Source organism: Arthrobacter sp. R4, from assembly GCF_051365025.1.
Lineage (GTDB): Bacteria > Actinomycetota > Actinomycetes > Actinomycetales > Micrococcaceae > Arthrobacter.
The window spans coordinates 1-21,377 of the sequence record NZ_JBLWIJ010000017.1; the positions used below are offsets into that span (position 1 = coordinate 1).

At 65.8% G+C, this 21,377-nt stretch carries 22 protein-coding genes and 1 pseudogene; 8 read left to right on the forward strand and 15 right to left on the reverse strand.

Translation table 11 applies throughout. From position 1 onward, the window contains the following. Positions 1–243: 243 nt before the first annotated feature. Genes ACLKOZ_RS11510 through ACLKOZ_RS11520 form a run of 3 tightly spaced genes read left to right on the forward strand, consistent with a single transcriptional unit; the run spans position 244 to position 2,323 of the window. Entirely contained in the window at positions 244–1,107 is an 864-nt protein-coding gene (locus ACLKOZ_RS11510; RefSeq protein ID WP_337346818.1) for an HpcH/HpaI aldolase/citrate lyase family protein, read from the forward strand. Positions 1,108–1,134: 27 nt separating this feature from the next. Further along, positions 1,135–2,076, forward strand: coding sequence for a DUF2797 domain-containing protein (locus ACLKOZ_RS11515; RefSeq protein WP_436475183.1), 942 nt, complete (start codon positions 1,135–1,137; stop codon positions 2,074–2,076). A gap of 22 nt (positions 2,077–2,098) precedes the next feature. After that, entirely contained in the window at positions 2,099–2,323 is a 225-nt protein-coding gene (locus ACLKOZ_RS11520) for a DUF3188 domain-containing protein (RefSeq protein WP_436475185.1), read from the forward strand. On the opposite strand, the gene ACLKOZ_RS11525 is transcribed toward ACLKOZ_RS11520, so the two are convergent. Both ACLKOZ_RS11525 and ACLKOZ_RS11530 read right to left on the reverse strand, forming a co-directional pair. Beyond that, the gene (locus tag ACLKOZ_RS11525; RefSeq protein WP_436475187.1) at positions 2,311–3,984 is read right to left on the reverse strand and encodes a SulP family inorganic anion transporter; all 1,674 of its coding nucleotides are present in this window, start codon (positions 3,982–3,984) and stop codon (positions 2,311–2,313) included. The two genes, ACLKOZ_RS11520 and ACLKOZ_RS11525, sit on opposite strands and share 13 nt — an antisense overlap. After that, entirely contained in the window at positions 3,981–4,361 is a 381-nt protein-coding gene (locus ACLKOZ_RS11530; protein WP_337346822.1) for an ArsR/SmtB family transcription factor, read from the reverse strand. The genes ACLKOZ_RS11525 and ACLKOZ_RS11530 overlap by 4 nt, the downstream gene beginning before the upstream one ends. A gap of 134 nt (positions 4,362–4,495) precedes the next feature. On the opposite strand from ACLKOZ_RS11530, the gene ACLKOZ_RS11535 reads away from it, so the two are divergent. The 4 genes and pseudogenes from ACLKOZ_RS11535 to ACLKOZ_RS11550 all read left to right on the forward strand — a co-directional run bounded on the left by ACLKOZ_RS11535 (position 4,496) and on the right by ACLKOZ_RS11550 (position 7,777). Beyond that, positions 4,496–4,957 (forward strand): FAS1-like dehydratase domain-containing protein, encoded by a 462-nt coding sequence (locus ACLKOZ_RS11535; protein ID WP_436475189.1) that lies wholly within the window; start codon positions 4,496–4,498, stop codon positions 4,955–4,957. Between the two features lie 2 nt (positions 4,958–4,959). Next, positions 4,960–5,397 (forward strand): MaoC family dehydratase, encoded by a 438-nt coding sequence (locus ACLKOZ_RS11540; RefSeq protein ID WP_337350822.1) that lies wholly within the window; start codon positions 4,960–4,962, stop codon positions 5,395–5,397. A 179-nt stretch (positions 5,398–5,576) separates the two neighbouring features. Continuing rightward, positions 5,577–6,684: pseudogene (locus ACLKOZ_RS11545) on the forward strand (MFS transporter). Positions 6,685–6,709: 25 nt separating this feature from the next. Then, positions 6,710–7,777: a UDP-N-acetylmuramate dehydrogenase gene (locus ACLKOZ_RS11550; RefSeq protein ID WP_436475192.1), complete on the forward strand. Its 1,068-nt coding sequence runs from the start codon at positions 6,710–6,712 to the stop codon at positions 7,775–7,777. Here the strand turns inward: ACLKOZ_RS11550 and ACLKOZ_RS11555 are convergent. Then, on the reverse strand, positions 7,758–8,270 hold the full coding sequence (locus ACLKOZ_RS11555) for a hypothetical protein (protein WP_436475194.1): 513 nt from the start codon (positions 8,268–8,270) through the stop codon (positions 7,758–7,760). The two genes, ACLKOZ_RS11550 and ACLKOZ_RS11555, sit on opposite strands and share 20 nt — an antisense overlap. A gap of 115 nt (positions 8,271–8,385) precedes the next feature. Between ACLKOZ_RS11555 and ACLKOZ_RS11560 the strand changes: the two genes are divergently transcribed. Next, complete coding sequence (locus ACLKOZ_RS11560; protein ID WP_436475196.1) at positions 8,386–9,492, forward strand: winged helix DNA-binding domain-containing protein; 1,107 nt, start codon at positions 8,386–8,388, stop codon at positions 9,490–9,492. Positions 9,493–9,579: 87 nt separating this feature from the next. On the opposite strand, the gene asd is transcribed toward ACLKOZ_RS11560, so the two are convergent. The 12 genes from asd to mshD form a co-directional block, all read right to left on the reverse strand. After that, complete coding sequence (asd, locus tag ACLKOZ_RS11565) at positions 9,580–10,710, reverse strand: aspartate-semialdehyde dehydrogenase (protein WP_436475198.1); 1,131 nt, start codon at positions 10,708–10,710, stop codon at positions 9,580–9,582. Positions 10,711–10,978: 268 nt separating this feature from the next. Beyond that, entirely contained in the window at positions 10,979–11,224 is a 246-nt protein-coding gene (locus tag ACLKOZ_RS11570) for a hypothetical protein (RefSeq protein WP_337346829.1), read from the reverse strand. Between the two features lie 130 nt (positions 11,225–11,354). Further along, complete coding sequence (locus ACLKOZ_RS11575) at positions 11,355–11,993, reverse strand: hypothetical protein (protein WP_436475200.1); 639 nt, start codon at positions 11,991–11,993, stop codon at positions 11,355–11,357. Between the two features lie 28 nt (positions 11,994–12,021). Further along, positions 12,022–12,978 carry a hypothetical protein gene (locus ACLKOZ_RS11580; RefSeq protein WP_436475202.1) on the reverse strand — a complete coding sequence of 319 codons (957 nt, stop codon included), beginning with the start codon at positions 12,976–12,978 and terminating at the stop codon, positions 12,022–12,024. 121 nt (positions 12,979–13,099) lie between these two features. After that, positions 13,100–13,318 (reverse strand): NF038396 family protein, encoded by a 219-nt coding sequence (locus tag ACLKOZ_RS11585; RefSeq protein ID WP_436475204.1) that lies wholly within the window; start codon positions 13,316–13,318, stop codon positions 13,100–13,102. 1 nt (position 13,319) lies between these two features. Then, a complete protein-coding gene (locus ACLKOZ_RS11590; protein WP_436475206.1) occupies positions 13,320–13,904 on the reverse strand; it encodes a dihydrofolate reductase in 585 nt (194 codons plus the stop codon). Continuing rightward, complete coding sequence (locus ACLKOZ_RS11595; RefSeq protein ID WP_436475208.1) at positions 13,901–14,704, reverse strand: thymidylate synthase; 804 nt, start codon at positions 14,702–14,704, stop codon at positions 13,901–13,903. The genes ACLKOZ_RS11590 and ACLKOZ_RS11595 overlap by 4 nt, the downstream gene beginning before the upstream one ends. An 81-nt stretch (positions 14,705–14,785) precedes the next feature. Continuing rightward, complete coding sequence (locus ACLKOZ_RS11600) at positions 14,786–15,178, reverse strand: GntR family transcriptional regulator (protein ID WP_436475210.1); 393 nt, start codon at positions 15,176–15,178, stop codon at positions 14,786–14,788. Continuing rightward, the gene (locus tag ACLKOZ_RS11605; protein ID WP_436475212.1) at positions 15,175–16,770 is read right to left on the reverse strand and encodes a hypothetical protein; all 1,596 of its coding nucleotides are present in this window, start codon (positions 16,768–16,770) and stop codon (positions 15,175–15,177) included. The genes ACLKOZ_RS11600 and ACLKOZ_RS11605 overlap by 4 nt, the downstream gene beginning before the upstream one ends. A 140-nt stretch (positions 16,771–16,910) precedes the next feature. Next, a complete protein-coding gene (locus ACLKOZ_RS11610; RefSeq protein WP_337346836.1) occupies positions 16,911–17,879 on the reverse strand; it encodes an NUDIX hydrolase in 969 nt (322 codons plus the stop codon). Between the two features lie 10 nt (positions 17,880–17,889). After that, the gene (locus ACLKOZ_RS11615) at positions 17,890–20,139 is read right to left on the reverse strand and encodes an RNA degradosome polyphosphate kinase (protein WP_436475214.1); all 2,250 of its coding nucleotides are present in this window, start codon (positions 20,137–20,139) and stop codon (positions 17,890–17,892) included. A gap of 130 nt (positions 20,140–20,269) precedes the next feature. Continuing rightward, entirely contained in the window at positions 20,270–21,241 is a 972-nt protein-coding gene (gene mshD / locus ACLKOZ_RS11620) for a mycothiol synthase (protein ID WP_436475216.1), read from the reverse strand. Positions 21,242–21,377: the final 136 nt, after the last annotated feature.

Genomic DNA, 21,377 nt, shown 5'->3' on the forward strand with positions numbered 1-21,377 from the left:
GACTCTAGACAAGCCCCACTCCACTCGGAGGTCTTCTTCATGTCACCAAGCCACGCCGACCGTCACTAACGTCCGTGGTCAATACAACTAGGTAGCAGCAGATGTCGTTCTGAGCCCCCAAAACGACATCAAGTGCTACCTGGTTGCTCCGGGCGCCAGTCATATCCGGTTTAGTTCGTATTGATCCTCACATGCCGGCCGTTTTCTGCGGCGAGCCGGTTGCCGGGCGGATACGGTAGATACATGACGTCTACCACCGCCACCGAGACCGTACGGCCTGAACGGCATATCCCCGCAGAGATCGCCCGTTCGTGGCTTCTCGTCAATGCCATGAAAACGGAACTCTTTGACCAATCGGCCATCTCGCGTGCCGACTCCATCATCCTCGACATCGAAGATGCCGTGGACCCGTCGCAGAAGGACCGCGCCCGTGGCCACGTGGTGGACTGGCTCTCCGGCGGCGGTAAGGCATGGGTCCGAATCAACGATGCCACCAGCCCGTTCTGGGCCGACGACCTCGCAGGCCTGCGCGGCACCCCGGGGCTCCTCGGCGTTATGCTCGCAAAGACCGAATCCGCGGACCAGGTCACCGAAAGCTTCCACCGGATGGACGGCAAGACGCCGGTCATTCCGCTGGTGGAGTCCGCCCTGGGTATCGAGGAAGCCAACAACATCGCCAAAGCACAGGGCGCTTTCCGGCTCGCCTTCGGCTCCGGCGACTTCCGCCGCGACACCGGCATGGCAGCCACCCAGGAAGCGATGGCCTACCCCCGTGCCAAGCTGGTGGTCGCCAGCCGCGTCGGCAACCTGCCCGGCCCCATTGACGGACCCACGGTGGGCACCAACCACCCCATCCTGCGCGAGCAGACCGCCATCACCGTCATGATGGGCATGACGGGCAAGCTCTGCCTCGCCATCGACCAGACAGCCATCATTAACGAGGTCATCAGCCCCACGCCGTCTGACGTCGCCTGGGCCACTGACTTTATGTCCGACTTCGAGGCCAACGGCCGCGTCATCCGGGACGGCTCGGACCTGCCCCGCCTTGGCCGCGCCGAGAAGATCATGAAGCTCGCCGTAGCCTTCGGCGTGCAGCCGGCGCTCTAGCCACAGCAGTCCGTGACAGGAGACCCCGTGACCGATACCCGCTATCTGGTGCACGGGGTCTTTTGGGACGGGGAACCGGCTTCCCAGCAGGAGCACGACGGCGGCAGGCCGGTTCTGCGCCTCCAGCCGCCAAACGGTGCCTTCAGGGAAGTCAGCCTCCACCCCGGTGCCAGGCTGGGCTTCCACGTGGCCGCGGGCGCCAGGTTCTGCCTGGGGCACTACAAGGTCCACTCGGCGTCCCGGCGCGACCACGTGCCGTGCCCGGCCAGCGCTCCTGCGGCCAGGGGCAAGCAATGCGAGCGGTGCTTCGTGCTGGACGACTCCCGGCTCATCCATGACTTCCACCGTGGCGGCCGCGTCCCGGCGGGACTGCGGACTTACCTCATGCAGCAGCACTGGCTGTACGTTGCGACCTTCGCCAGCGGTGCCAGCAAAGTGGGAACGGCGTCCCATCTGAGGAAATGGAACCGGCTTGCCGAACAGGGCGCCGTGGCGGCCAGGTACGTGGCCCGGGCGCAGGACGGTCGGGTCGTAAGGATTCTCGAGGACCTGGTGTCGGCGGAAGCCGGACTCACCCAGCAGGTCCGTTCCGCGGCCAAGGAGGAGGCCCTCGTGCAGCCCCTGCCAGTGCCCCGCGTGGATGCCATCAACGCCCGCCACGCGGCCGCGGTCCGCACTCTGCTGGCCGGCGTCGCCGTCGAGGGTTTCAGCATTGCGGAGGAACAATGGGTGCGGCCGGCGCAGGCAGCCGGCCTCTGCGCATCCACCGCCCGGCACGCCTACCCGCACGCGCTCGACGACGGCCGGCACGGCTTCGGTATCGCGGCGCTCAGCGGTACGAACGCCCTGGCCCGGCTGGACGGAACGGACGCTGCCTTCGTGGTGAACCTTGGCCGGCTGGCCGCCCGGACCATCGTCCTGGGGGACTTCGCCTCGGACGTGCCTGCCGTGCAGGAATCGTTGTTCTAAGCGTGCTCGGTAGACTTGGACGGTGCTGAACGAATTCTGGAACACCGCGCCCACCGCCTACAAGGTCATGGTCTTCACCGCTATGGGGCTGATCGGCGTCGGAATCGTCCTGAACCTGATCGGCAAGACGTCCGGAAACCAGGGCCTGGCCACCGCCTCCCTGCCGCTGATCGGGCTCGGCCTCCTGTTGCATGTCGCCGGGATCGTGGTCCGGGGCCAGGCGATCCGGAAGAACTACAAGCGGTAGGCCGCGTTCCTGCGCACGTGGTCGCGGGCATGCGCCACTGCCGACGGGAGGTCTTCGAACAGGTGCTTGTGGTGCCGGAGCGAACGGATCACTCCAACATTGGTCACCAGGGCCAGATGGTCAGGTCGGACCCCCTTGAGCAAAACCGTGACGCCGCGCAGTTCCAACGCAGAAATGACTTCCACGAGGGCGTGGGCGCCGGTGGCGTCGAGCATCCGCAGTTGGGAGAGCCTGACGATGGCCACCTGGGTGTCCTTCACTTGGCTGATCTCCTGGAGGATGCGTTCAGCGGCGCCGAAGAACATGGCGCCATCCAACCGGAAGATGGCAATATGCTCATCACCGTCGGTTGGTGGCCCTGAAATCTCCTCGCGCTGCACACTGCTCAGCGATGCGAACTTCCGCAGGGTGAAGAGCGCAGCCGCGGCCAGGCCTATCTGGATCGCAACGATCAGGTCGAAAGCCACAGTGACGGTAGCCGTGAGCACAAAGACCGCCGCGTCCGGTCGCGTAGAGCGCAGGATTGCGGCAACGGTTCGCCGGGACACCATCCGCGCCGCGGTGACCATCAGGACCCCGCCCAGGGCTGCCAGCGGGATGCGGCTGACCATCCCGGAAGCCAGGTAGACAATGCCCAACAGCACCACGGCGTGGACCGCAGCGGCCATCCGGGTTTTGGCTCCTGCCCTCACATTGACGGCAGTTCGTGCGATGGCTCCGGTAGCCGGCATGCCGCCGAACAGTCCCGCGGCGATGGAAGACAGGCCCTGGCCCGTAAGCTCCCGGTCCGGGCTATAGGCACCGCTTGGTGCGCCGTCCGGCCCCGTCATGCCCGCGGCCACCCGGGCGGAGAGCAGGGATTCGATCGAGGCCAGGACCGCGATTGCCACGGCCGGCATGGCCAGGCTGCCCAGCGAGGCCGGATCAAAGCCAGGGAACGCGGGTGAGGGCAGGGAGTGCGGCAAGGGACCGATCCGCGGGATGTCCAACTGCAGGAGTTCGGCCGCCGTGGTCGCCAGGAGCACCGCGACCAGGCTCGCCGGAAGGGCCCGGAACAGCTTCTGCACCAGGACCATCACGACGGCGACACCCGCCACGAGCGCGAGTGTCAGCAGGACAGTGGGCGCCACTGCCCCGGACGCCGCCTCGATCGCGGCCAGCAGGGTGTTGTGGCCAGGGATGCCGGATGTACCGGTGGCCAGCGGAACCTGCTGGAGGAAGATGATGGCGGCAATGCCCAGCGTGAAGCCTTCCACTACGGGCCATGGGATGAACGCCACTGCCCGCCCCAGGCCGCTGATTCCCAGTATGCAGACCAACAGTCCCGCCATAAGGGACAGCAGGGCCACGCTGCCGGTGCCATGGACGGCCACCACCGGGGCGAGGACCACGACCATGGCGCCGGTGGGCCCTGACACCTGGACCGGGGATCCGCCCATGACGGCAGCCACCAGTCCGGCCACGATCGCCGTGATGAGCCCGGCCTCGGCGCCAACCCCGGAGCTGACGCCGAACGCCAGCGCCAGCGGCAAAGCCACGATGCCCACGGTAATGCCCGCCAGCAGGTCCGCCCGCCAGAACTGCCGGATGCCGGTGTAGTCGGCCCGGGACGGCAGGAACCGGCTGAAGCCCCGGGAACCAAGGCGTAGGTGGTGGCTCACAGGGCGCTTCCCCCGGACAGGTGGCCATCCGGCAGCTGCTGTGCCAGCCGGAGTTGTTCGTTGGAGTCAGCGAGGCTGTCGAGCAGGAACGTGCGGGCGACAGCAAGCAGCTTCGAAATTCCCGGGTGCGCAAGGCGGTATGTCACGGCGTTGGCGGACCGCGCCGACGTCACCACCTTGTGCTTGCGCAGCGTGGCCAGATGCTGGGAGAGATGGGAGGCCTCCAGACCGGTCTCGGCAAGGAGGTAGCTCACTGCGGCTGTGTTCTCCGGAGCGGCGGCCAGCAGCTCCAGGATCCGGATCCGGGCCGGGTGGGCCAGTGCTTTGAACAGGTTGGCTTTGATCTCATAAAGCGGAGCCTGGGCGGGAGTCAACATGGGGAGGCTCCTTGTGTGGAGTAGCCGGCAATCCAAGGAACAAGGAACCGCAGCGACTTGATGGAATGATGAATCCATCATATCAGGGCGTCGCAAGACCCCGCCCACTGCCGGGCAACGATAGGCTTGAACCCATGACTATCAATCCGGACCTGCAGGGCCGCAGCTACCCTGCCGCAGAGGTATACGACGTCGGCCGCGAGAAAATCCGCGAGTTCGCCCGCGCCGTCAAAGCCACGCACCCAGCCCACTTCGACGTCGACGCAGCCAAGGCCCTGGGCCACACCGACCTGGTGGCCCCGCCGACGTTCGCGATCATCATCGCGCAGCGGGCCGACGCGCAGCTGATCGAGGATCCGGAGTCAGGGATTGATTTTTCCCGAGTGGTCCACGCCGACCAACGGTTCACCCATCACCGTCCCATCTTCGCCGGCGACCGTCTGGTGGCGGAACTGCACGTTGACGGCGTCCGTGCCATGGGTGGCGGTGCCATGATCACCACCCGCCAGGAAATCTTCGCCCTCGCCGCAGACGAATCGCGTGAAAGCGTTGCCACCACCACCTCATCCATCCTCGTCCGCGGAGAGGGACAATAACCATGAGCCCCACCTTCAACGAACTTACGGCTGGCCAGGAAATCGGCAGCCGCACGGTCGAGGTCACCCGCACGGACCTGGTCAAGTACGCCGGCGCGTCCGGCGACTTCAACCCCATCCACTGGAACGAAGCGTTCGCCACCGGTGTGGAACTTCCCGGCGTCATCGCGCACGGCATGTTCACGATGGGTGCCGCGGTCCAGCTCGTGACCGACTGGGCAGGGGACCCCGCCGCCGTCGTCGACTTCCAGACCCGCTTCACCAAGCCGGTCCTTGTCGCGGACACCACTGGCACCGCTGAGCCCGGGGCCACCATCGAGGTCAGTGGCGCCATTGGAAAGCTCGACGCCGATGCCGGCACCGCCCGCGTTGACCTCACAGTGGTCTCGGCCGGCCAGAAGGTACTGATGAAGGCCCAGGCCGTGGTCAGGCTCTCCTGAACCCCAAGGAGCCTCTGACCACCACAACTACAGCCGCCGAAGTCACCGCCTGGCGCAACGCCGTCCTGGTGGCCTACGCGGCCAGCGGCCTGGCCTTCGCGTCCTGGGTGTCGCGGCTTCCGGCAATCCGGGACGGACTCGACCTGACCCCAGGCAACATTGGCCTGCTCCTGCTCTGCATGACGTTGGGATCCTTCGTTTCGGTCTCCGCGTCCGGCCTGATTGTGCTCCGGCTCGGTTCCAAGCGGACCATCCGGACCGGCAGCATCATGGTGGGCTTTGGCCTGGTGATCGCAGGATTCGGGACGTCGGTGCTTGCCACCCCTGTCGCTGTGGCTGTGGGCCTGGCCATCATCGGCCTGGGCACCGCCAGCTGGAACACCGTCTCCAACGTTGAAGGGGCTGCGGTGGAACGTGCCGTGGGCCGGCACATCATGCCCCGGCTCCACGGTGCCTTCAGCCTGGGCACCGTGGCCGGTGCCGGACTCGGAGCCTGGGCTGCTGCCGCCTCGCTCCCGGTGTTCTGGCACCTGGCGGCGGCCGGCGTCGTGGTGGCTGTTTCGGTGACGACGGCGGCGGGATGGTTCCGCGCGGACGTTACCCCCGTGGCGGGGCAGCGGGCATATGTACCCGATAACTTCGAGGATCCGTCCACGGGGCCGATCCCGATCATCACGCCCGGTGGGAGGCAGGCCGGTCCGCCGAAGCCCCGTTGGACAACAAGCGCAGGATCGCCCAGGCCTGGCGGGACCGGCGCACCCTTCTCCTGGGCGTGATGGTCCTGGGACTGGCACTTGCCGAGGGCGCCGCGGGCGACTGGGTTGCCCTGGCCCTCGCGGACGGCCACGGCCAGACGGACGCCGCCGGCGCCGCAGGCTATGGTCTCTTCGTTACTTTCATGACCGTTGGGCGGTTCGCCGGCACCCTGGTCCTGGACCGCTTTGGCCGCGTCCCGGTGATGCGCTGGTGCGCGGCGCTGGCCGTATTTGGACTCGGGCTGTTTGTGTTCGCCCCGGTCCCATGGATTGCCTTTGTCGCCCTGGCCATCTGGGGGCTCGGCGCATCGCTGGGCTTCCCGGTGGGCATGTCCGCCGCCGCTGACGACCCCGCCACGGCAGCCGCCCGGGTCTCGGTCGTTTCCACCATCGGCTACGGCGCGTTCCTGTGCGGGCCGCCGCTGCTGGGCCTGCTCGCCGAGCACGTGGGCATCCTGCACTCGCTGCTGGCCGTGATGGTCATGCTGGTGGTGAGCTTCCGCTCTCCCCGGTGGCCCGCAAAGTTCCGTAGGCATCGCCTGCGTTAGGGTTGATGGGTGACCCAGACAATGCTCTCCGACCTGACCACGGCCGCCGTCGGAGGTCCCGCCGGCAAATTTGTTCAGGCCCGGACCGAGGCCGAGATCATCGACGCCGTCCGGACGGCAGACGCCGCCGGGGAGCAGGTCCTCATCATCGGGGGCGGCTCCAACCTCCTGATTTCCGACGACGGGTTCCCCGGAACCGTGGTCAGGATAGCTTCGGAGGGTTTCACCGTGAACGCCGAAGACTCCTGCGGCGGCGTCGCTGTGGTGGTGCAGGCCGGCCACAACTGGGACGCCCTCGTGGAACACGCTGTGCTGCACGCCTGGTCCGGGATCGAAGCCCTCGCCGGAATCCCCGGTGCCACCGGTGCCACGCCTGTCCAGAACGTGGGGGCCTATGGCTCGGACGTTTCACAGACCATCGCCGCCGTGCGGACCTGGGACCGGACCCGGAACGCTGTACAGACGTTCACCAACTCGGAGCTGAAGTTCGGGTACCGCGATTCAATCCTCAAGCAGACCACCGTGGACGGGTCGCCCCGCTACGTGGTGCTGACGGTCGAGTTCCAGCTGCCGCTGGGCCGGATGAGCGCCCCTATTCGGTACGCCGAGCTTGCCCGTTCCCTGGGCGTGGAGCCCGGCAAACGTGCCTATTCCAACGATGTCCGCCGGGAGGTGCTCCGGCTGCGCGCCTCCAAGGGCATGGTGCTGGACTCCGCAGACCGCGATACCTATTCCACCGGCTCGTTCTTTACCAATCCGATCGTCCCGACGGACGCGGCCGCACGGCTGCCCGATTCTGCGCCGCGGTACCCGGCCGGGTCCGACGGCCTGGTGAAATTGTCCGCGGCCTGGCTCATCGACCACGCGGGCTTTGGAAAAGGCTACGGGCTGGAGGAAGGCAGTGTGTCCGGCGGACGGGCCTCGCTGTCCACCAAGCACACGCTGGCCATCACCAACCGCGGCTCCGCCAGCGCCGCGGACATGGTGGCCGTCGCACGCGAGGTGCGTGCCGGCGTCGTCGAACGCTTTGGCATTGAGCTGCACCCCGAACCGCTGCTTATCGGTCTGTCGCTTTAGCCCCGGCCGCCCGCGCAGCGGCGTCGCGCTGGCCAGCCTCACTGTCAGCGAGCCGGACGTTCGCCGCCATGCCGAGCACGGCTGTGGCCCAGCCGGTCAGGGCGAGGTAGGGGCCCATGAACAGCCAGATCAGGAGCCCTGGGAGCGACGGATTTCCACCGCCGGCAAGGATGCAGGTCACGAGGCCAGTGACCGCAACGGCGTGGGACAGGATCCAGAGGACCTTCCCGCTCAGGGGGTGCTGCTTCCAGTCGCGGAGAATGCGGAGGGTACTGTGGCCCACGCGAATACCGGGAAACAGGACGGCGTAGCCGCCACCGAGGCTGAACGCCAAGGAGGACAGCAGCAGCGAAAGTTCTGATTCCCCGTTTGCCAGGAATCCGGTGACTGCAGGCAGTCCCACCGCCACGCCGGCGAGGACCGAAACGGTCCCTCCCACCATCCATCCTTTTGTTTCGCGCGCGAACAACTGCCACAAACTCCCCAAAGTCATGGTTCTACCCTAGCGGCCACGCCGCAGGGGCGAGGACCATTGCTGCCCTCCCTGGCGGCCCAGGCCCAGGTTTTCAACCATGTTGGGGAGTTCGTCAACAACCTAGGATGAGGTCATGGCAGGAACGGCATCGAAACGTGTAAGCCGCAAGCTCCTGGGCCGGCTCCGGCTGGCGTCCCAAGGACTGCTGGGGCCCGGCCTGGGCTCGGTCCCGGAGGCTGTCCGCTGGATGACGGCCTCCCAGGCCCAGGACTTTCAGGCGGCTCTGTGGGCTGTGGGCTGCCGTGTACCGGGCTCCGGACTGACGGACGTCCGGGCAGCCCTGGACGAGGGCTCTGTGGTTCGTTCCTGGCCCATGCGGGGAACGCTTCACCTGGTGGCACCTGAAGATCTGCGCTGGATGCTGGGCCTTACCGCCGATCGGCTCACGCGCAGCATCGCCGGCAGGCACCGGGAGTTGGACATCACCTGGGCCGACATCGAGAAGTGCCGCGACGTTGCCCTGGAGCGCGTCGCGGGAGGCGGTTCCCTGAGCAGGACTGAACTCTTCGCAGTGTTTGAGGCGGCAGGGCAGCCCACCACTGGCCAGCGGGGGGTCCACATCCTGGGGACGCTGTGCCGCCACGGCTGGCTTGTGCAGGGTCCGCTGGCCGGAAACCAGCAGCTGCTGGTGGCCTTCGATGAGTGGATCCCGGAGTCGCGGAAGCTGGAGCGGCAGGAGGGGATCGCCGAGTTTGCGCTGCGCTACTTCCGCAGCCACGGTCCAGCCACCCTCCGGGACTTCGCATGGTGGACGCAGATCCCCCTGACTGACGTGCGGCCCGCGTTTGAGCAGGTTCGCGCGAAGCTGGTCGAGGTGGAATTCGGCGATACCAGCTACTGGATGTCACCGGAAACAGCCGCGCTGCTTGACGATGGCGTGCCTGGACAGCGGTCCGTCCTCCTGCTGCCCGGCTTTGACGAGTTTCTCCTGGGTTACCAGGACCGGAGCCTGGTCCTGGCGCCGGAGCACGCGAACAAGATCGTCCCGGGCGGCAACGGCGTGTTTAAGAAAACCATCGTGGCCGGGGGAGAGGTGATCGGCACGTGGGCTCGGGCCGGGACCAGCAGGAGCGCCGCCGTCGTACCCGAACTCTTTGACGAATCCCGGCCGCTCGGTGCCGGCGCCGGTGCTGCCTTCACGAGGGCCGTCGAAAGGTACGTCAGCTTCCTGGAGCACTGAAGCGCGCAGAGGACACGGAATCGGCCCGGGGACACCTGAATTCAGGCGTCCCCGGACCGATTGCGTGTCCTGAAGGAAAAGCTAGGGCTACAGGTTCCCGGTGGCGATGTTGAGCATGCGGCGCAGCGGCTCGGCGGCACCCCAAAGCAGTTGGTCACCGACCGTGAAGGCGCTGATGTACTGCGGACCCATTTCCATCTTGCGGATGCGGCCCACGGGGATGTCCAGTGTTCCGGATGCAGCCACAGGGGTCAGACCGGCCATGGAGGCTTCCTTGGTGTTCGGGATGACCTTGGCCCACTCGTTGTCCTCGGCCACGATCTTCTCGATCTCGGCCACGGAGAGGTCCTCGCGGAGCTTGAGGGTGAGTGCTTGGGAGTGGGAGCGCATGGCACCGATCCGGATGCAGAGGCCGTCCATGATTACGCGGTTCTCTTCCGAGGTGCCCAGGATCTTGTTGGTCTCAACCCCGGCCTTCCACTCTTCCTTGGACTGTCCGTTGCCGAGGTCAGCGTCGATCCAGGGGATCAGGGAGCCGGCCAGCGGCACGCCGAACTGTGTGGCGTCGATGTCGGTGCGCTGGTGGGCCAGGACCTTGCGGTCGATTTCCAGGATGGCCGACGCCGGGTCGTCCAGTTCCGAGCTGACCTCGGCGTTGAGCGTGCCGAACTGGCTCAGCAGTTCGCGCATGTGCCGGGCGCCGCCGCCGGAGGCAGCCTGGTAGGTCATGGACGTGCCCCATTCGACGAGGCCGTTCTTGAACAGCCCGCCGAGGCCCATCAGCATGCACGACACAGTACAGTTGCCGCCGATGAAGTCCCTGGTGCCGTTGACCAGGCCCTTGTCGATGACGTCGCGGTTGATCGGGTCCAGCACGATGATGGAGTCGTCGTTCATCCGCAGGGTGGAAGCGGCGTCAATCCAGAGTCCGTCCCAGCCGCGGCTGCGCAGCTCGGTGTGCACGCGCTTGGTGTAGTCCCCGCCCTGGGCGGTGACAATAATGGGCAGCTTCGCCAGGGTCTCGACGTCAAACGCGTCCTCGAGCTTGCCGGCCCCATCAGCGAACGACGGGGCGGCACCTCCTGCGTTTGAGGTGGAGAAAAACACCGGGTTGATGTTGGCGAAGTCGCCCTCGTCCTGCATGCGCTGCATCAGGACGGAACCGACCATGCCACGCCAACCGACAAGTCCAACGGACGGGGTAGCTGCTGTAGTCATTCGTACAGTTTAGACTTCGGAACCGGCAGGGCGCAGTCGGTTACGTCACGCCCTGGCCACGTTCAGCCGGAATGTACGACGCCGGCACTCGCCAGGGTGCCTCCTACCAGTCGAACTGGCGGGCCGTGGGGTCGGGGATTCCCCGTTGGGCCCTCAGGCGTTTGGCTCATCTTTGGCGTAACTGTGCAACTCGCTGGTAGTTGCTCCGGCCTCGGACCTGAAGGCTTTCAGCGCGGCCGTCAGGTCTGCCTCGGTTTCACGTTCGCGGTCAAAGAGCGGGGTCCGCTGGGGCTTTGGATTGTTCCCGCAACCAGCGCCGGCGCCGACCCGCGATGATGAAGGCCCAGACGGCACCGGCTAAGGTCAGCGCCGCGACGATGGCCGCATAGACGGACAAGCCGGGCTCACCAGCAGCCGCGAACGCCCCATAGACCATCATCCCGGCCATGGCTATCAGGAAGATGCCGACTCCCGTGATCAAGCCGGGGCTCTGCACCGGCGTTATGGCAGCCATGGAGTACCCTTCCGGGACTCCGCCCGGACCGTATTGCTCCTCGTATTGGCGCACATTGAAGCGGTTTGGATCATATGGGGTACCGTCGGGTCGACGGAAGACTTTACGGTCAGGTTTCACAACGATGTTCCTATCCGAGGAGTTGTTCGTTCAAGAGACTTTCAACTTCCGCCAGGCTCAATGTCCCGCCCACTGGCACGGCGCGTTCATCACCACGGCTGAGTGCGGCTTCCCAACGGTCCCCGGATGCGCGGAGAATGACGTTCCGGGCCAAGGAGCTATCAACGGTCGATGAAAGAACCACCTTTGCATTCGTGGCTTGGGAGCAGTGCTCGGCGGCAAGCTGTGCCAAAGTCCCCGCGACACCGTGGCTGGCCATCTGGACCTGGGCAAACCAGCCGCCCAGCCCACGTGGCTGGAGGAATGCCGCTAAGTCCGGAGCGTGAATGAAGACCGCCGCCTGGGGTGCGTCATCCGAAAGGAATGAGGCGCTGGTCCAGCGCGTGGCATTCCCCAGGGCATAGGCTATGGCCAGTGCCAGTCCTGTAGGAACCAGTTCGTCGCCCTCGACTTTGAGCTGTTGCCGCGCGAGCAGCGATGACGTTCCCGCAACACGCAAGTCGTCGCTGCTCGAGGGCCACTGCAGCATCAATGCGTCGGCGGATTTCCTCGTGCTCGCTGTGTCATAACATCCGAGTAGGTACAACAACTCGGCAATCCCATAGCCAGCTGGCGAAAGGCCGGTGCCCTCGATGGTCTCAGCACTCATGTCTAATATCTCCTAACGAAGTCAATTTTCACCAGTTCCAGGGAAGAAGCTTGGCCGGATCCTTGGCCACGGCGGTGACGCCCTCACTGACCCTGTCGGCCACCCATTCGGCCCCGTCCGCGATTTTTTCCCGGTTTTCCCATACGGCAATCCCTACGTTGGCGGCGATCAGGAACGGCTGCTGGGGACCAGGGAAGAGGGCGGCCGCCCCTAAGGCAGCCTTCGTTGTGCTCCAGACGCCGTCGCCTATCTCACCCTTGGAGAAGCTGTTGATTGCGCTGCCCGCGTCGATGACTGCGCCGAGGCCGCCAAGGACGTTTCCAAAGGTCTTCACGCCCTTGAGCGCCGCAAAAACCTTGTCCGAGCCTTCGGTTAGGTCTGCCGCGCTGTCCAGGGTCTTGGCTGCCTTGGTAAATAGTGGCGAGTCCAACGTATCCCAGAACTTGTTGGTGGTGCCTGCGAAATTGAACGCGTTATGCCAGCTGGCAAGTTCGGTGCCTGCCTGAAGGGGCAGACTTATCGTTCGCAGCGTGTCCGGTACCACCTTGTAGACATCCCACGGCTTTGCCACATAGGTGTCCCACCAGGTGTCGTCCTCCTCGTGCTCCCAAAAATAGGGATCCCGGGACGGCCCGACGCCGGAGTCAACCCCGCCGTTCCCGGATGTTCCGCTTTGTCCCCTGGAGCCCGGCCCGCCGCCGGATCCAGGCGCCCCGTTGCTCGCCTTCTCCTGCTCGTTGGCGTTCTCCAGCAGCTTCTTGGAATCCTGCCTAAGCGCGGAAGCCGCTTGTTGAATCAGTGCCCGGTGGTTGCCGTTCCAGTCGGAACGGAACGTGGCAGCATCCTGGCCCTTCCAGGAAGGGTTGTTGTTGATCTGGTTGCTCAGCAGGGTTGACTGCTGGAGCAGGGTGTCGGACGCCTTGCCGAACTGCTGCGCCAGCGTCCGGAGCTCGGCGACGTCGGCGCCCCACATGTTTCCTGCCACAAGGCATCATCCCCCAAATGTCTCTGCAGCAAATATTCATCAGGCTGCCTGCACAACTCTAATAGCGGAGCCAAGGGCCCGCGATGGGCTGTCCTCCCCATCCGCCCACCGGCAAAACGCGTCAGCCGCGGTCGCTTTCCCCCAGCACCGCGGCCTTGCGGAGCCGTAACGCGTAGAAGGCACCGAACGCGAACACCTGCGTCACCACCACCAGCACGATGGCACCGGCTATCTTGTTGCCGCCCAGGATCATGGTCAGCCCAACAATCGCGGAGAGCAGGGCCAGCAGCGGCAGCAGCATATATCCGAGGACAAAGAGGGTTTCCGGTTTCTTCAGCATCTCAGCCCGCCGTCCGTATCCATTTGGTGAACCTGTATTGAGTCCCGTTGGCAGCCGTGAGCCAGCCGTCCGGCGGAACGGAAGCAGCCGCTTCCCAGGTTTCGCCAAGCTCGGGAGCGAAGGTGTCGCCGTCGGCCTCCATATCGATGGTGGTGACCACCGCGACGTTGGCGAGGTCGGTGGACTGGCGGAACACTTCACCGCCGCCGAGGATCCACACGGTCTCGCCGCCGTCGACGAACTGGGATTCCAAGAGGGCGTCATCCAGGGAAGGAACCACGATGGCGCCCTTTGCCTCGGGTGACTCGCCCCAGCCTTTTTGCCGCGTAATGACGATGTTGGTCCGGCCGGGGAGCGGACGATACTTATCCGGGAACGACAGCCACGTCTTGCGCCCCATGATCACCGGGTGTCCCATGGTGAGCCGGTTGAAGTGCTTCAGGTCCTCCGGCAGGTTCCACGGCATGTCGCCGTCCTTGCCGATTACTCCGCCGGACGTTTGGGCCCAGACCAGGCCGACGCCCGTCACGGAGCCGGCGAGTTCCTCGGTGAAGGCCTGGGGATCTGCGGTGTTCTCGGTGCTCATACGGCGATCGGAGCCTTGATCGTGGGGTGGTGCTGGTAACCGACCACGTCGAAGTCCTCCAGCGTGTAGTCAAAAATCGACGCCGGCTTCCGCGTAATGACCAGCTGCGGGTACTCGTAGGGCTCGCGCTCCAGTTGCTTGAGGACCTGGTCCATGTGGTTCTCGTAGATGTGGACGTCCCCGCCGGTCCAGACAAATTCGCCAACACCCAGCCCCGCCTGCTGCGCCACCATGTGGGTCAGCAGTGCGTAGGAGGCAATGTTGAAGGGGACCCCCAGGAACATGTCCGCGGAACGCTGGTAGAGCTGGCAGGAGAGCTTGCCGTCCGCGACATAGAACTGGAAGAACGCGTGGCACGGCGGCAGGGCCATGTCCTTGAGTTCCGAGACGTTCCAGGCGGACACGATGTGCCGGCGTGAGTCAGGGTTCGTCTTGAGGTTCTCCACCAGCTCGGCGATCTGGTCGATATGTCCGCCGTCAGGCGTGGGCCAGCTGCGCCATTGGACGCCGTAAACCGGTCCGAGTTCGCCGTCGGCGTCGGCCCATTCGTTCCAGATAGTTACGCCTTGGTCCTGCATCCACTTCACGTTTGATTCACCTCGCAGGAACCATAGGAGCTCCACGGCAACGGACTTGAAATGGACGCGTTTCGTGGTGATCAGCGGGAAGCTGGTGGCCAGGTCGAAGCGGATCTGCCGGCCGAACACGCTGGTGGTGCCCGTTCCCGTACGGTCGGATTTGTGCGTGCCATGGGCCATGACATCGCGCAGGAGGTCTTCATAAGGCGTTGGGATGCTCACGGCTAAAGTCTACCGGGGAGGCAGCCCGAGGCCGTCGGCGACATCGCGGCGCGGCCGAAAACGCCTTAGCCAGTGAGGCCGTCAGCCCTTCCTCAGCTTTCCGCGGACCAGGTCCAGCAGCAACTCATCGCTGAGCCGGGCGTCCCGGCCCGAACGGACCAAGAGGTCGACGGCGGCAGTCACCGCTTCGGGCACGGTGCCGCCTGGCAGTCCGGAAGCGCTGCCATGTGCCGCGCGCGCCACAACGGTGCCGTTCCGCCGTCGGGACTCTAGGAGTCCGGCTGCTTCCAGCTCCTTGTAGGCCCTGGCGACGGTCCCCGCAGCGATGCCCAGGTCCGCGGCAAGGCTCCGGACCGTGGGCAGCCGGCTGCCCACCGGGAGTGCGCCGGTGGCGATCAGGGAGCTTATTTGGGAGCGGATCTGCTCATACGGCGGGGTTGCCGAGCGCAGGTCCACGGAGATTCCGGCGTTCACCGTGACCCTTCCGGCACTGACTGCGCCGGGGCTGCAGGAACCCGGGCGAATCCCCTGACCGGGATAATGGCGATGACCACCCCCGCAGTGGTGAGCGCCGCCCCCACGACGGCACCGGGCTGCCAGGTGGCGGAGGACGCAGGCAGTCCCAGCAGCGGCGGGACGGCATTGCTGGCTGTTATGAGCAGCACACCGCCTTGGGCAACGCAATAGGCTGCGATGGTCCGCACCACACGGTGGACTGTGATCGCCCGGAGCGCGGCGTCGAGACCGGCGACGCCGGTCGTGATGCCGCGGCGCATCCTTGCCGCGGCCACGGGCAGGCAGGAGATGGCTGCTACGGCCACGGTGGCCAGGACCGCGGCAATCCAACTGCCGGACGCACCGCGCCCGGCCTCGAGAAGCTGCAGTTCACCCGGAGCGGCCACTGCTGCGACCGCGGTGAAAAGTGCGACGGCGGCAATCGCCGTGGTCAGCAGGGCCGGGCTGACCGCCTGCCGCGGCCAGGTCCTGGGGACGTCGGGGGAGCCGTAGTTGCGGTGCAGCAGGAGCTCGCCCGCAGCCGCTACCAGCAGCAGGACGGCAGCCATCAGCGCAACCAGGATCACCGGCTGTGCCCGGAGGCCGGGAACAAAGAACCCCAGCGTGCCCGCGACAAGCGGGGCAAGCCCTGTGGCTGCCCCGAGGGAAACTGAGAGGCGCGTCGCCGGATGTGCGGCGGCCGGAGCTTGCGACGATCCCACGCCGGAGCCGCCCCCCTGCGCGCTGGGCAGTTTGGGGGGAGCCCACCCCAACATCACCAGCAGCACCACAAATGACGCGAATCCCGCAGGATTGGTCCAACTCGTGATGTTGGCTGAAGGGTCAGGCCGGGCTGCGAAGTTTCCCCCTACTGCCGCAAGTCCTGCGGCGATGGTTGCCACCGTCCGCAGGAGCCTGTTCATGGCAATGGTCCGCAGCAGGTCGTTCTCTGCCGCGTCCAGGGCCTCGAGCTGCCTCCGGCGGCTGATCAGGGTCAGTACCAGGACTGTGCCCAGGGCCAGCGCAAGCCAGCCGGCGCCGAGGCAGGCCGCGAGGACGGAACCCTGGATCCGGCCGTCTCCGCCCATCCGGCTGAAGCCCGGGCCGCGTTCCTGGCCGTTGAATGGAACGGCCTCGTAGCCCGGGAGCGTGGCCACCCAGCCGATATGCAGTGCCGAGGCAGCGAAGATCGCCGCGACCGTCCAGGTGAGGGCGCGTGGCAGGAAGTCCCGGACTCGGCGGACCTCCAGCGTTGCCAGCCTTCGGGGGAGCTGCGGTCCGGGGTAGCTCAGCTGTCCGATGGCATGGACGGCCAGGCAGCCGAGGATGGGCCAGGCCAAGGCGACCAGGATGCTTGCGGGGCTGGCCAGCGGGGGAGAGGCGTTCCCGGCTGGAAGGACACCGGCACTTCCCACTGTTTGGAGGGAGCTTGCGAGCCATCCGATGACGCCGATCCACAGCGAATGCTGGGACACCGTGACGGCTGTGGTTCCCCCGCCAGGGGCCCGGATCACCCACCGCAGCAGCAGGTACAGGCCGGCTGCCAACAGGAAGGGGCCCAGCAGGACCATGGGCGGAACATTGTGGACCGTAAACTCAAAACCGTCATTCGACACGCTATCCCCCAGGCTGGTGCGTCAATGTATCAAGTATTTGATACAAAAACTCCGGGGTCAATGTGTGGCCCGGCGCGGCCGGGAGCCAGGCCGCCTTAGTCGTCAAACGGTTTGAACTGCTCCACGGCGACGATCCGCTGCTTGCTGTGGTGTGAAACGTGGAACACCAGGATCTCTCCCGGCGCGAGGTAGGGATCGGACGTTGGCAGGAGCCCGCGCAGGCGGCCCGGCATCGCTTTTCCCAGCTGGTCGAGGACGGTCGGCAGTGCCGGCCGGTGCGTGCAGACGGCAACGCCGCGCTGTTTGTCCAACAGCGTGGACACAACGGCAGCGGTTTTCTTCGGGTTCCGGGCGTGCCGGTGTTCGGTCAGGGCATCCACCAGCTTGATCTTTGCGTCCACGGCCTTGGCATACGGCGCGATGGTGGCAACACAGCGCAGCCACGGACTGCTGACCACGCGTTGCGGCTTCCAGGCCTGCAGCAGGCGCCCCACGGCCTGCGCCTGCCTGATCCCGGTGGCGGCCAAGGGCCGCTCTCCCTCGGCCTTGGACCAGGATGAACGCGGCTTGGCTTTGGCATGCCGCACCACAATCAGTGGCCAGGTAGCCAGTTCGTGGCGTTCGTGGGCTTCCCGGAGATACTCAAGGGGAGCGACGTCGGACGGGTTGGACAGCAGCGCCGCAGCCTTCTCGGGAGCGCACCACATAACACTGTCAACTTCCTTGCCGTCGGGCCGAAGGGTTGCCCCGTTCACCTGGACGGCCCAGTAGTGGACCACTTTCAGGCCCGTGGCCACGTGATAGTGGATGGGCGGAAGCGGGATGCCCAGCTGGGCGGTGAGGCCGATTTCCTCCTGGATCTCGCGGACGGCACATTCGGGGATCGTCTCGCCGGCGTCAATCTTGCCTTTGGGCCAGGACCAGTCGTCATAGCGCGGCCGGTGGATCAGCAGGACCTCTAAACGGTCCTTATTGATCCGCCACGGCAGGGCGCCGGCAGCAGTAACTGCTACCGGCTCGCCGGGATGGTCTGTCTGGTCAGCTACCGGTGTATCGCTTGCCAACACCGCTGCCCTACCGGCGGCTCAAGGAGCGCTGGCGCGGCCTCGATGCAAGCAGCCAGGACTGGACGTCGTCGAGGTGGGTGCCGTCGTCGGCGATGTGATGCCGGGTCCAGTCACCCTGGTTGTCCAGGTGCCAACTCGCCGTCTCCGGGTCCATGTACCGGCGCAGCAGGTCCAGGACGTAGGTGATGTCATCCTGGCTGGCGAGCTGCACCAGGGCCTCGACCCTGCGGTCCAGGTTACGGTGCATCATGTCGGCCGAGCCGATGTAGACCACAGGGTCGCCGCCGTTCGCGAACGCGAATACACGGGAGTGCTCCAGGAACCGGCCCAGCACGGAGCGCACTGTGATGTTCTCACTCAGGCCCGGAACGCCGGGACGGAGCGAGCAGATGCCGCGGACAATGACATCGACGTTCACCCCTGCCTGAGAAGCGCGGTACAGGGAATCGATGATCGCCTCATCCACCATGGAGTTGACCTTGATCTGGACGCGGGCCGACAGTCCTGCGCGGGCGTTGCGGATCTCGGTTTCGATGCGGTCAATGAGTCCGGAGCGGACCGACCTGGGAGCCACGAGCAGGCGCTTGAACGTTGACTTGGGCGCGTAGCCGGAAAGCTGGTTGAACAGCTTGGAAAGATCCTCGCCCACCTGGTCATTCGCTGTCAGCAGGCCCAGGTCCTCGTAGTAGCGCGCGGTCCGCGGGTGGTAGTTGCCGGTGCCGATGTGGCAGTAGCGGCGGAGGCCGTCCACTTCCTGCCGGACAACCAGTGACAGTTTGCAGTGCGTTTTGAGGCCCACGATTCCGTAGACCACGTGGACGCCGGCCTGCTCCAGCTTCCGTGCCCACGAGATATTTGCCTGCTCATCGAACCGGGCCTTGATCTCCACCAGGGCCAGGACCTGCTTGCCGGCCTCGGCAGCATCGATCAGGGCATCAACAATGGGCGAGTCACCCGAGGTCCGGTACAGGGTTTGCTTGATGGCCTGGACCTTGGGATCCGCGGCCGCCTGTTCCAGGAAGGCCTGGACCGAAGTGGAGAAGGAGTCGTAGGGGTGGTGGAGCAGGATGTCGCGGCGGCGCATGGCAGCGAAAACGTTGGCCGCCTTGGATGTCTCGGACTCGTTGAGGTACCGGGACGTGTGCGGCACATGCTTGGGGTAGTGCAGGTCCGCCCGGTCTATGCCGGCGATGACGGACAGTCCGCGGAGGTCCAGCGGCGCGGGGACTGAGTAGACCTCGGACTCTTCCACACCAAGCTCGCGGATCAGCAGGGCACGGATGTTGGGGTTGATGTCGTGCGTGACTTCGAGGCGGACGGGCGGGCCGAACCTGCGGCGCAGCAGTTCCTTCTCCAGCGCCTGAAGGAGGTTTTCGGCGTCATCCTCTTCCACTTCCACGTCTTCGTTGCGGGTGACCCGGAAGATGTGGTGTTCCAGGACTTCCATCCCGGCGAAGAGCTTGTCCAGGTGCACCGCGATGACTTCTTCGAGGGCAATGAACCGGGCAACACGTCCAGCGACGGCGCCGGCACGCGGTCCGTCGATGGAGATCAGCCGCGGAAGCTGGTCAGGGACCTTGACGCGGGCGAAGAGTTCCTTGTCGCTGACCGGGTTTCGCACCACTACGGCCAGGTTCAACGACAGCCCGGAGATGTAGGGGAACGGGTGGGCGGGGTCCACGGCCAGCGGCGTCAGGATGGGGAAGACTTTCTCGGCGAACATGGCGCTGAGTTGCTGCTTTGCGGCGTCGTCCAGTTCATCCCAGTGCATCACGTGGATGTGCTCGTAGGCCAGGGCCGGACGGATCTGCTCGGCGAAGACCTGGGCATGGCGCTGCTGCAGCCGGTGGGCTTCCTCACCGATCTTCTCCAGGACTTCCACCGGACTGAGGCCGGCGGGGGAGGGCACAGCCAGTCCTGTGGCGATGCGCCGTTTCAGTCCGGCCACGCGGACCATAAAGAACTCGTCCAGGTTGGAAGCGAAGATGGACAGGAAGCTGACCCGCTCCAGCAGGTGGAGCGTGGGATCCTCAGCCAGTTCCAGCACCCGGGAGTTGAAGGCAAGCCAGCTCAGTTCGCGGTCCAGGAACCGGTCGGGCCGGATATCGCCCTCAGGCTCGAGGTTGGGGGCGAACTCCGGGATGTCGATCCGGTCCTGCGTGGCACGTGATGCCGGAACTTCGGATGAACCAAAACGTGCCCGCACCGGCACGGCGGCGCCTTCGGACGTGACTGTTCCGGCGGGTTCCGGCTTCATGGGGTCTCCTCTTACCTGGCGCTGGATGCTGGCTCTCACGGCCGGCGCGGTTCTGTTTCAACCTTACAAGCATTCAGCGGCGCGGACCCCTAGATTTCGGGCGCTGGAAGTCGTGCGTCAGTCGATTGGACTAACCCGCCGTGACCGGGGCGTACATCACGTCCATATCCCACCGTGTGAACCCGAGATTTTGGTAGAGGCGCACGGCCGGGGCGTTGTCGGCGTCGACATAAAGCATGACGGCGTTCAGGCCCAACTCCTGGAGATGGCGGATGCCTGCCACCGTCAGTGCTTTGCCCAGTCCCATTCCCTGCGCGGCAGGGGAGACGCCGACGACGTAGACCTCACCGATCGCCGGGTGGTCACCGTGGCGGGGGTGGACCTTGGTCCAGTGGTAGCCCAGCAGCCGGCCTGACCCGTCCACGGCCAGGAGGAACCCCGCCGGATCAAACCAGTCCTCGGCCATCCTGGCGTCCAGGTCGGCGCGGGTCATTCCGCCCTGCTCAGGGTGGTGGGCGAATGCCTCACGGTTCGCTGCCAGCCAGGCGTCCTCGTCCTGGCCCGGCACAAAAGCACGCAGTGAAACCCCGTCCGGAAGGCCGGCGTCGGGAAGATCAGAGGAGGCAGTCGCCAGCCGCATCTTCCACAGTTCCCGGACCGGGCCGAAGCCGTAGCGGGCGGCAAGATCCGCCGCTGCCTCGTGATTGCCATGGGACCAGGCCTTCAGGCCGTCCAAGCCGCGTGTTGTTTTCAGCGCACCCACGAGGCGGTCGGCGACGCCTTGGTTGCGGTAACTCGGGTGAACTGCGATCTCCAGCACCCCGCCGCCGTCGGACTCTTCCACCACCACGGCGAAGCCGGCCAGGTCCTGCCCCGTTGCGGGATCCGAGTCCTCGTCCGGAGCGTACAGGGCCAGGCTCAGCAAGGAGTGCTCAGCGGAATCGCCGGCGCGGAGTGTGACCACCGTCTGTTCGGACAGCGAAGGATTGCCGTCGGATTCCTCGGCCGCAGCCAGGAGGCCACTGAAGTCCTTCAGTAACTGGTCATCCACACTGCCTCTGACGACGAGGACGGGCCATTTCTCCGGATGTGCTGGGGTCATGAAGCTAGGCTATACGCCCCGGCCGTAGCTCTGCCGATTTGATAGGTGCGTGGCTTGACCGTATAGTCGGTATCCGATCCGGGGAGCAGCACAACGCCGGATTCGAGGGGGATCCACCAGTGGGGTGGCCTCGATA

What these genes read in the sequence shown, in the direction of transcription:
- ACLKOZ_RS11510 (WP_337346818.1), top strand. Translation starts at nt 244, where the DNA reads ATGACGTCTACCACCGCCACCGAGACCGTACGGCCTGAACGGCATATC.
- ACLKOZ_RS11530 (WP_337346822.1), bottom strand. Translation starts at nt 4,361, where the DNA reads ATGTTGACTCCCGCCCAGGCTCCGCTTTATGAGATCAAAGCCAACCTG.
- ACLKOZ_RS11535 (WP_436475189.1), top strand. Translation starts at nt 4,496, where the DNA reads ATGACTATCAATCCGGACCTGCAGGGCCGCAGCTACCCTGCCGCAGAG.
- ACLKOZ_RS11540 (WP_337350822.1), top strand. Translation starts at nt 4,960, where the DNA reads ATGAGCCCCACCTTCAACGAACTTACGGCTGGCCAGGAAATCGGCAGC.
- ACLKOZ_RS11555 (WP_436475194.1), bottom strand. Translation starts at nt 8,270, where the DNA reads ATGACTTTGGGGAGTTTGTGGCAGTTGTTCGCGCGCGAAACAAAAGGA.
- ACLKOZ_RS11560 (WP_436475196.1), top strand. Translation starts at nt 8,386, where the DNA reads ATGGCAGGAACGGCATCGAAACGTGTAAGCCGCAAGCTCCTGGGCCGG.
- asd (WP_436475198.1), bottom strand. Translation starts at nt 10,710, where the DNA reads ATGACTACAGCAGCTACCCCGTCCGTTGGACTTGTCGGTTGGCGTGGC.
- ACLKOZ_RS11570 (WP_337346829.1), bottom strand. Translation starts at nt 11,224, where the DNA reads ATGGCTGCCATAACGCCGGTGCAGAGCCCCGGCTTGATCACGGGAGTC.
- ACLKOZ_RS11575 (WP_436475200.1), bottom strand. Translation starts at nt 11,993, where the DNA reads ATGAGTGCTGAGACCATCGAGGGCACCGGCCTTTCGCCAGCTGGCTAT.
- ACLKOZ_RS11585 (WP_436475204.1), bottom strand. Translation starts at nt 13,318, where the DNA reads ATGCTGAAGAAACCGGAAACCCTCTTTGTCCTCGGATATATGCTGCTG.
- ACLKOZ_RS11590 (WP_436475206.1), bottom strand. Translation starts at nt 13,904, where the DNA reads ATGAGCACCGAGAACACCGCAGATCCCCAGGCCTTCACCGAGGAACTC.
- ACLKOZ_RS11605 (WP_436475212.1), bottom strand. Translation starts at nt 16,770, where the DNA reads ATGGTCCTGCTGGGCCCCTTCCTGTTGGCAGCCGGCCTGTACCTGCTG.
- ACLKOZ_RS11615 (WP_436475214.1), bottom strand. Translation starts at nt 20,139, where the DNA reads ATGAAGCCGGAACCCGCCGGAACAGTCACGTCCGAAGGCGCCGCCGTG.
- mshD (WP_436475216.1), bottom strand. Translation starts at nt 21,241, where the DNA reads ATGACCCCAGCACATCCGGAGAAATGGCCCGTCCTCGTCGTCAGAGGC.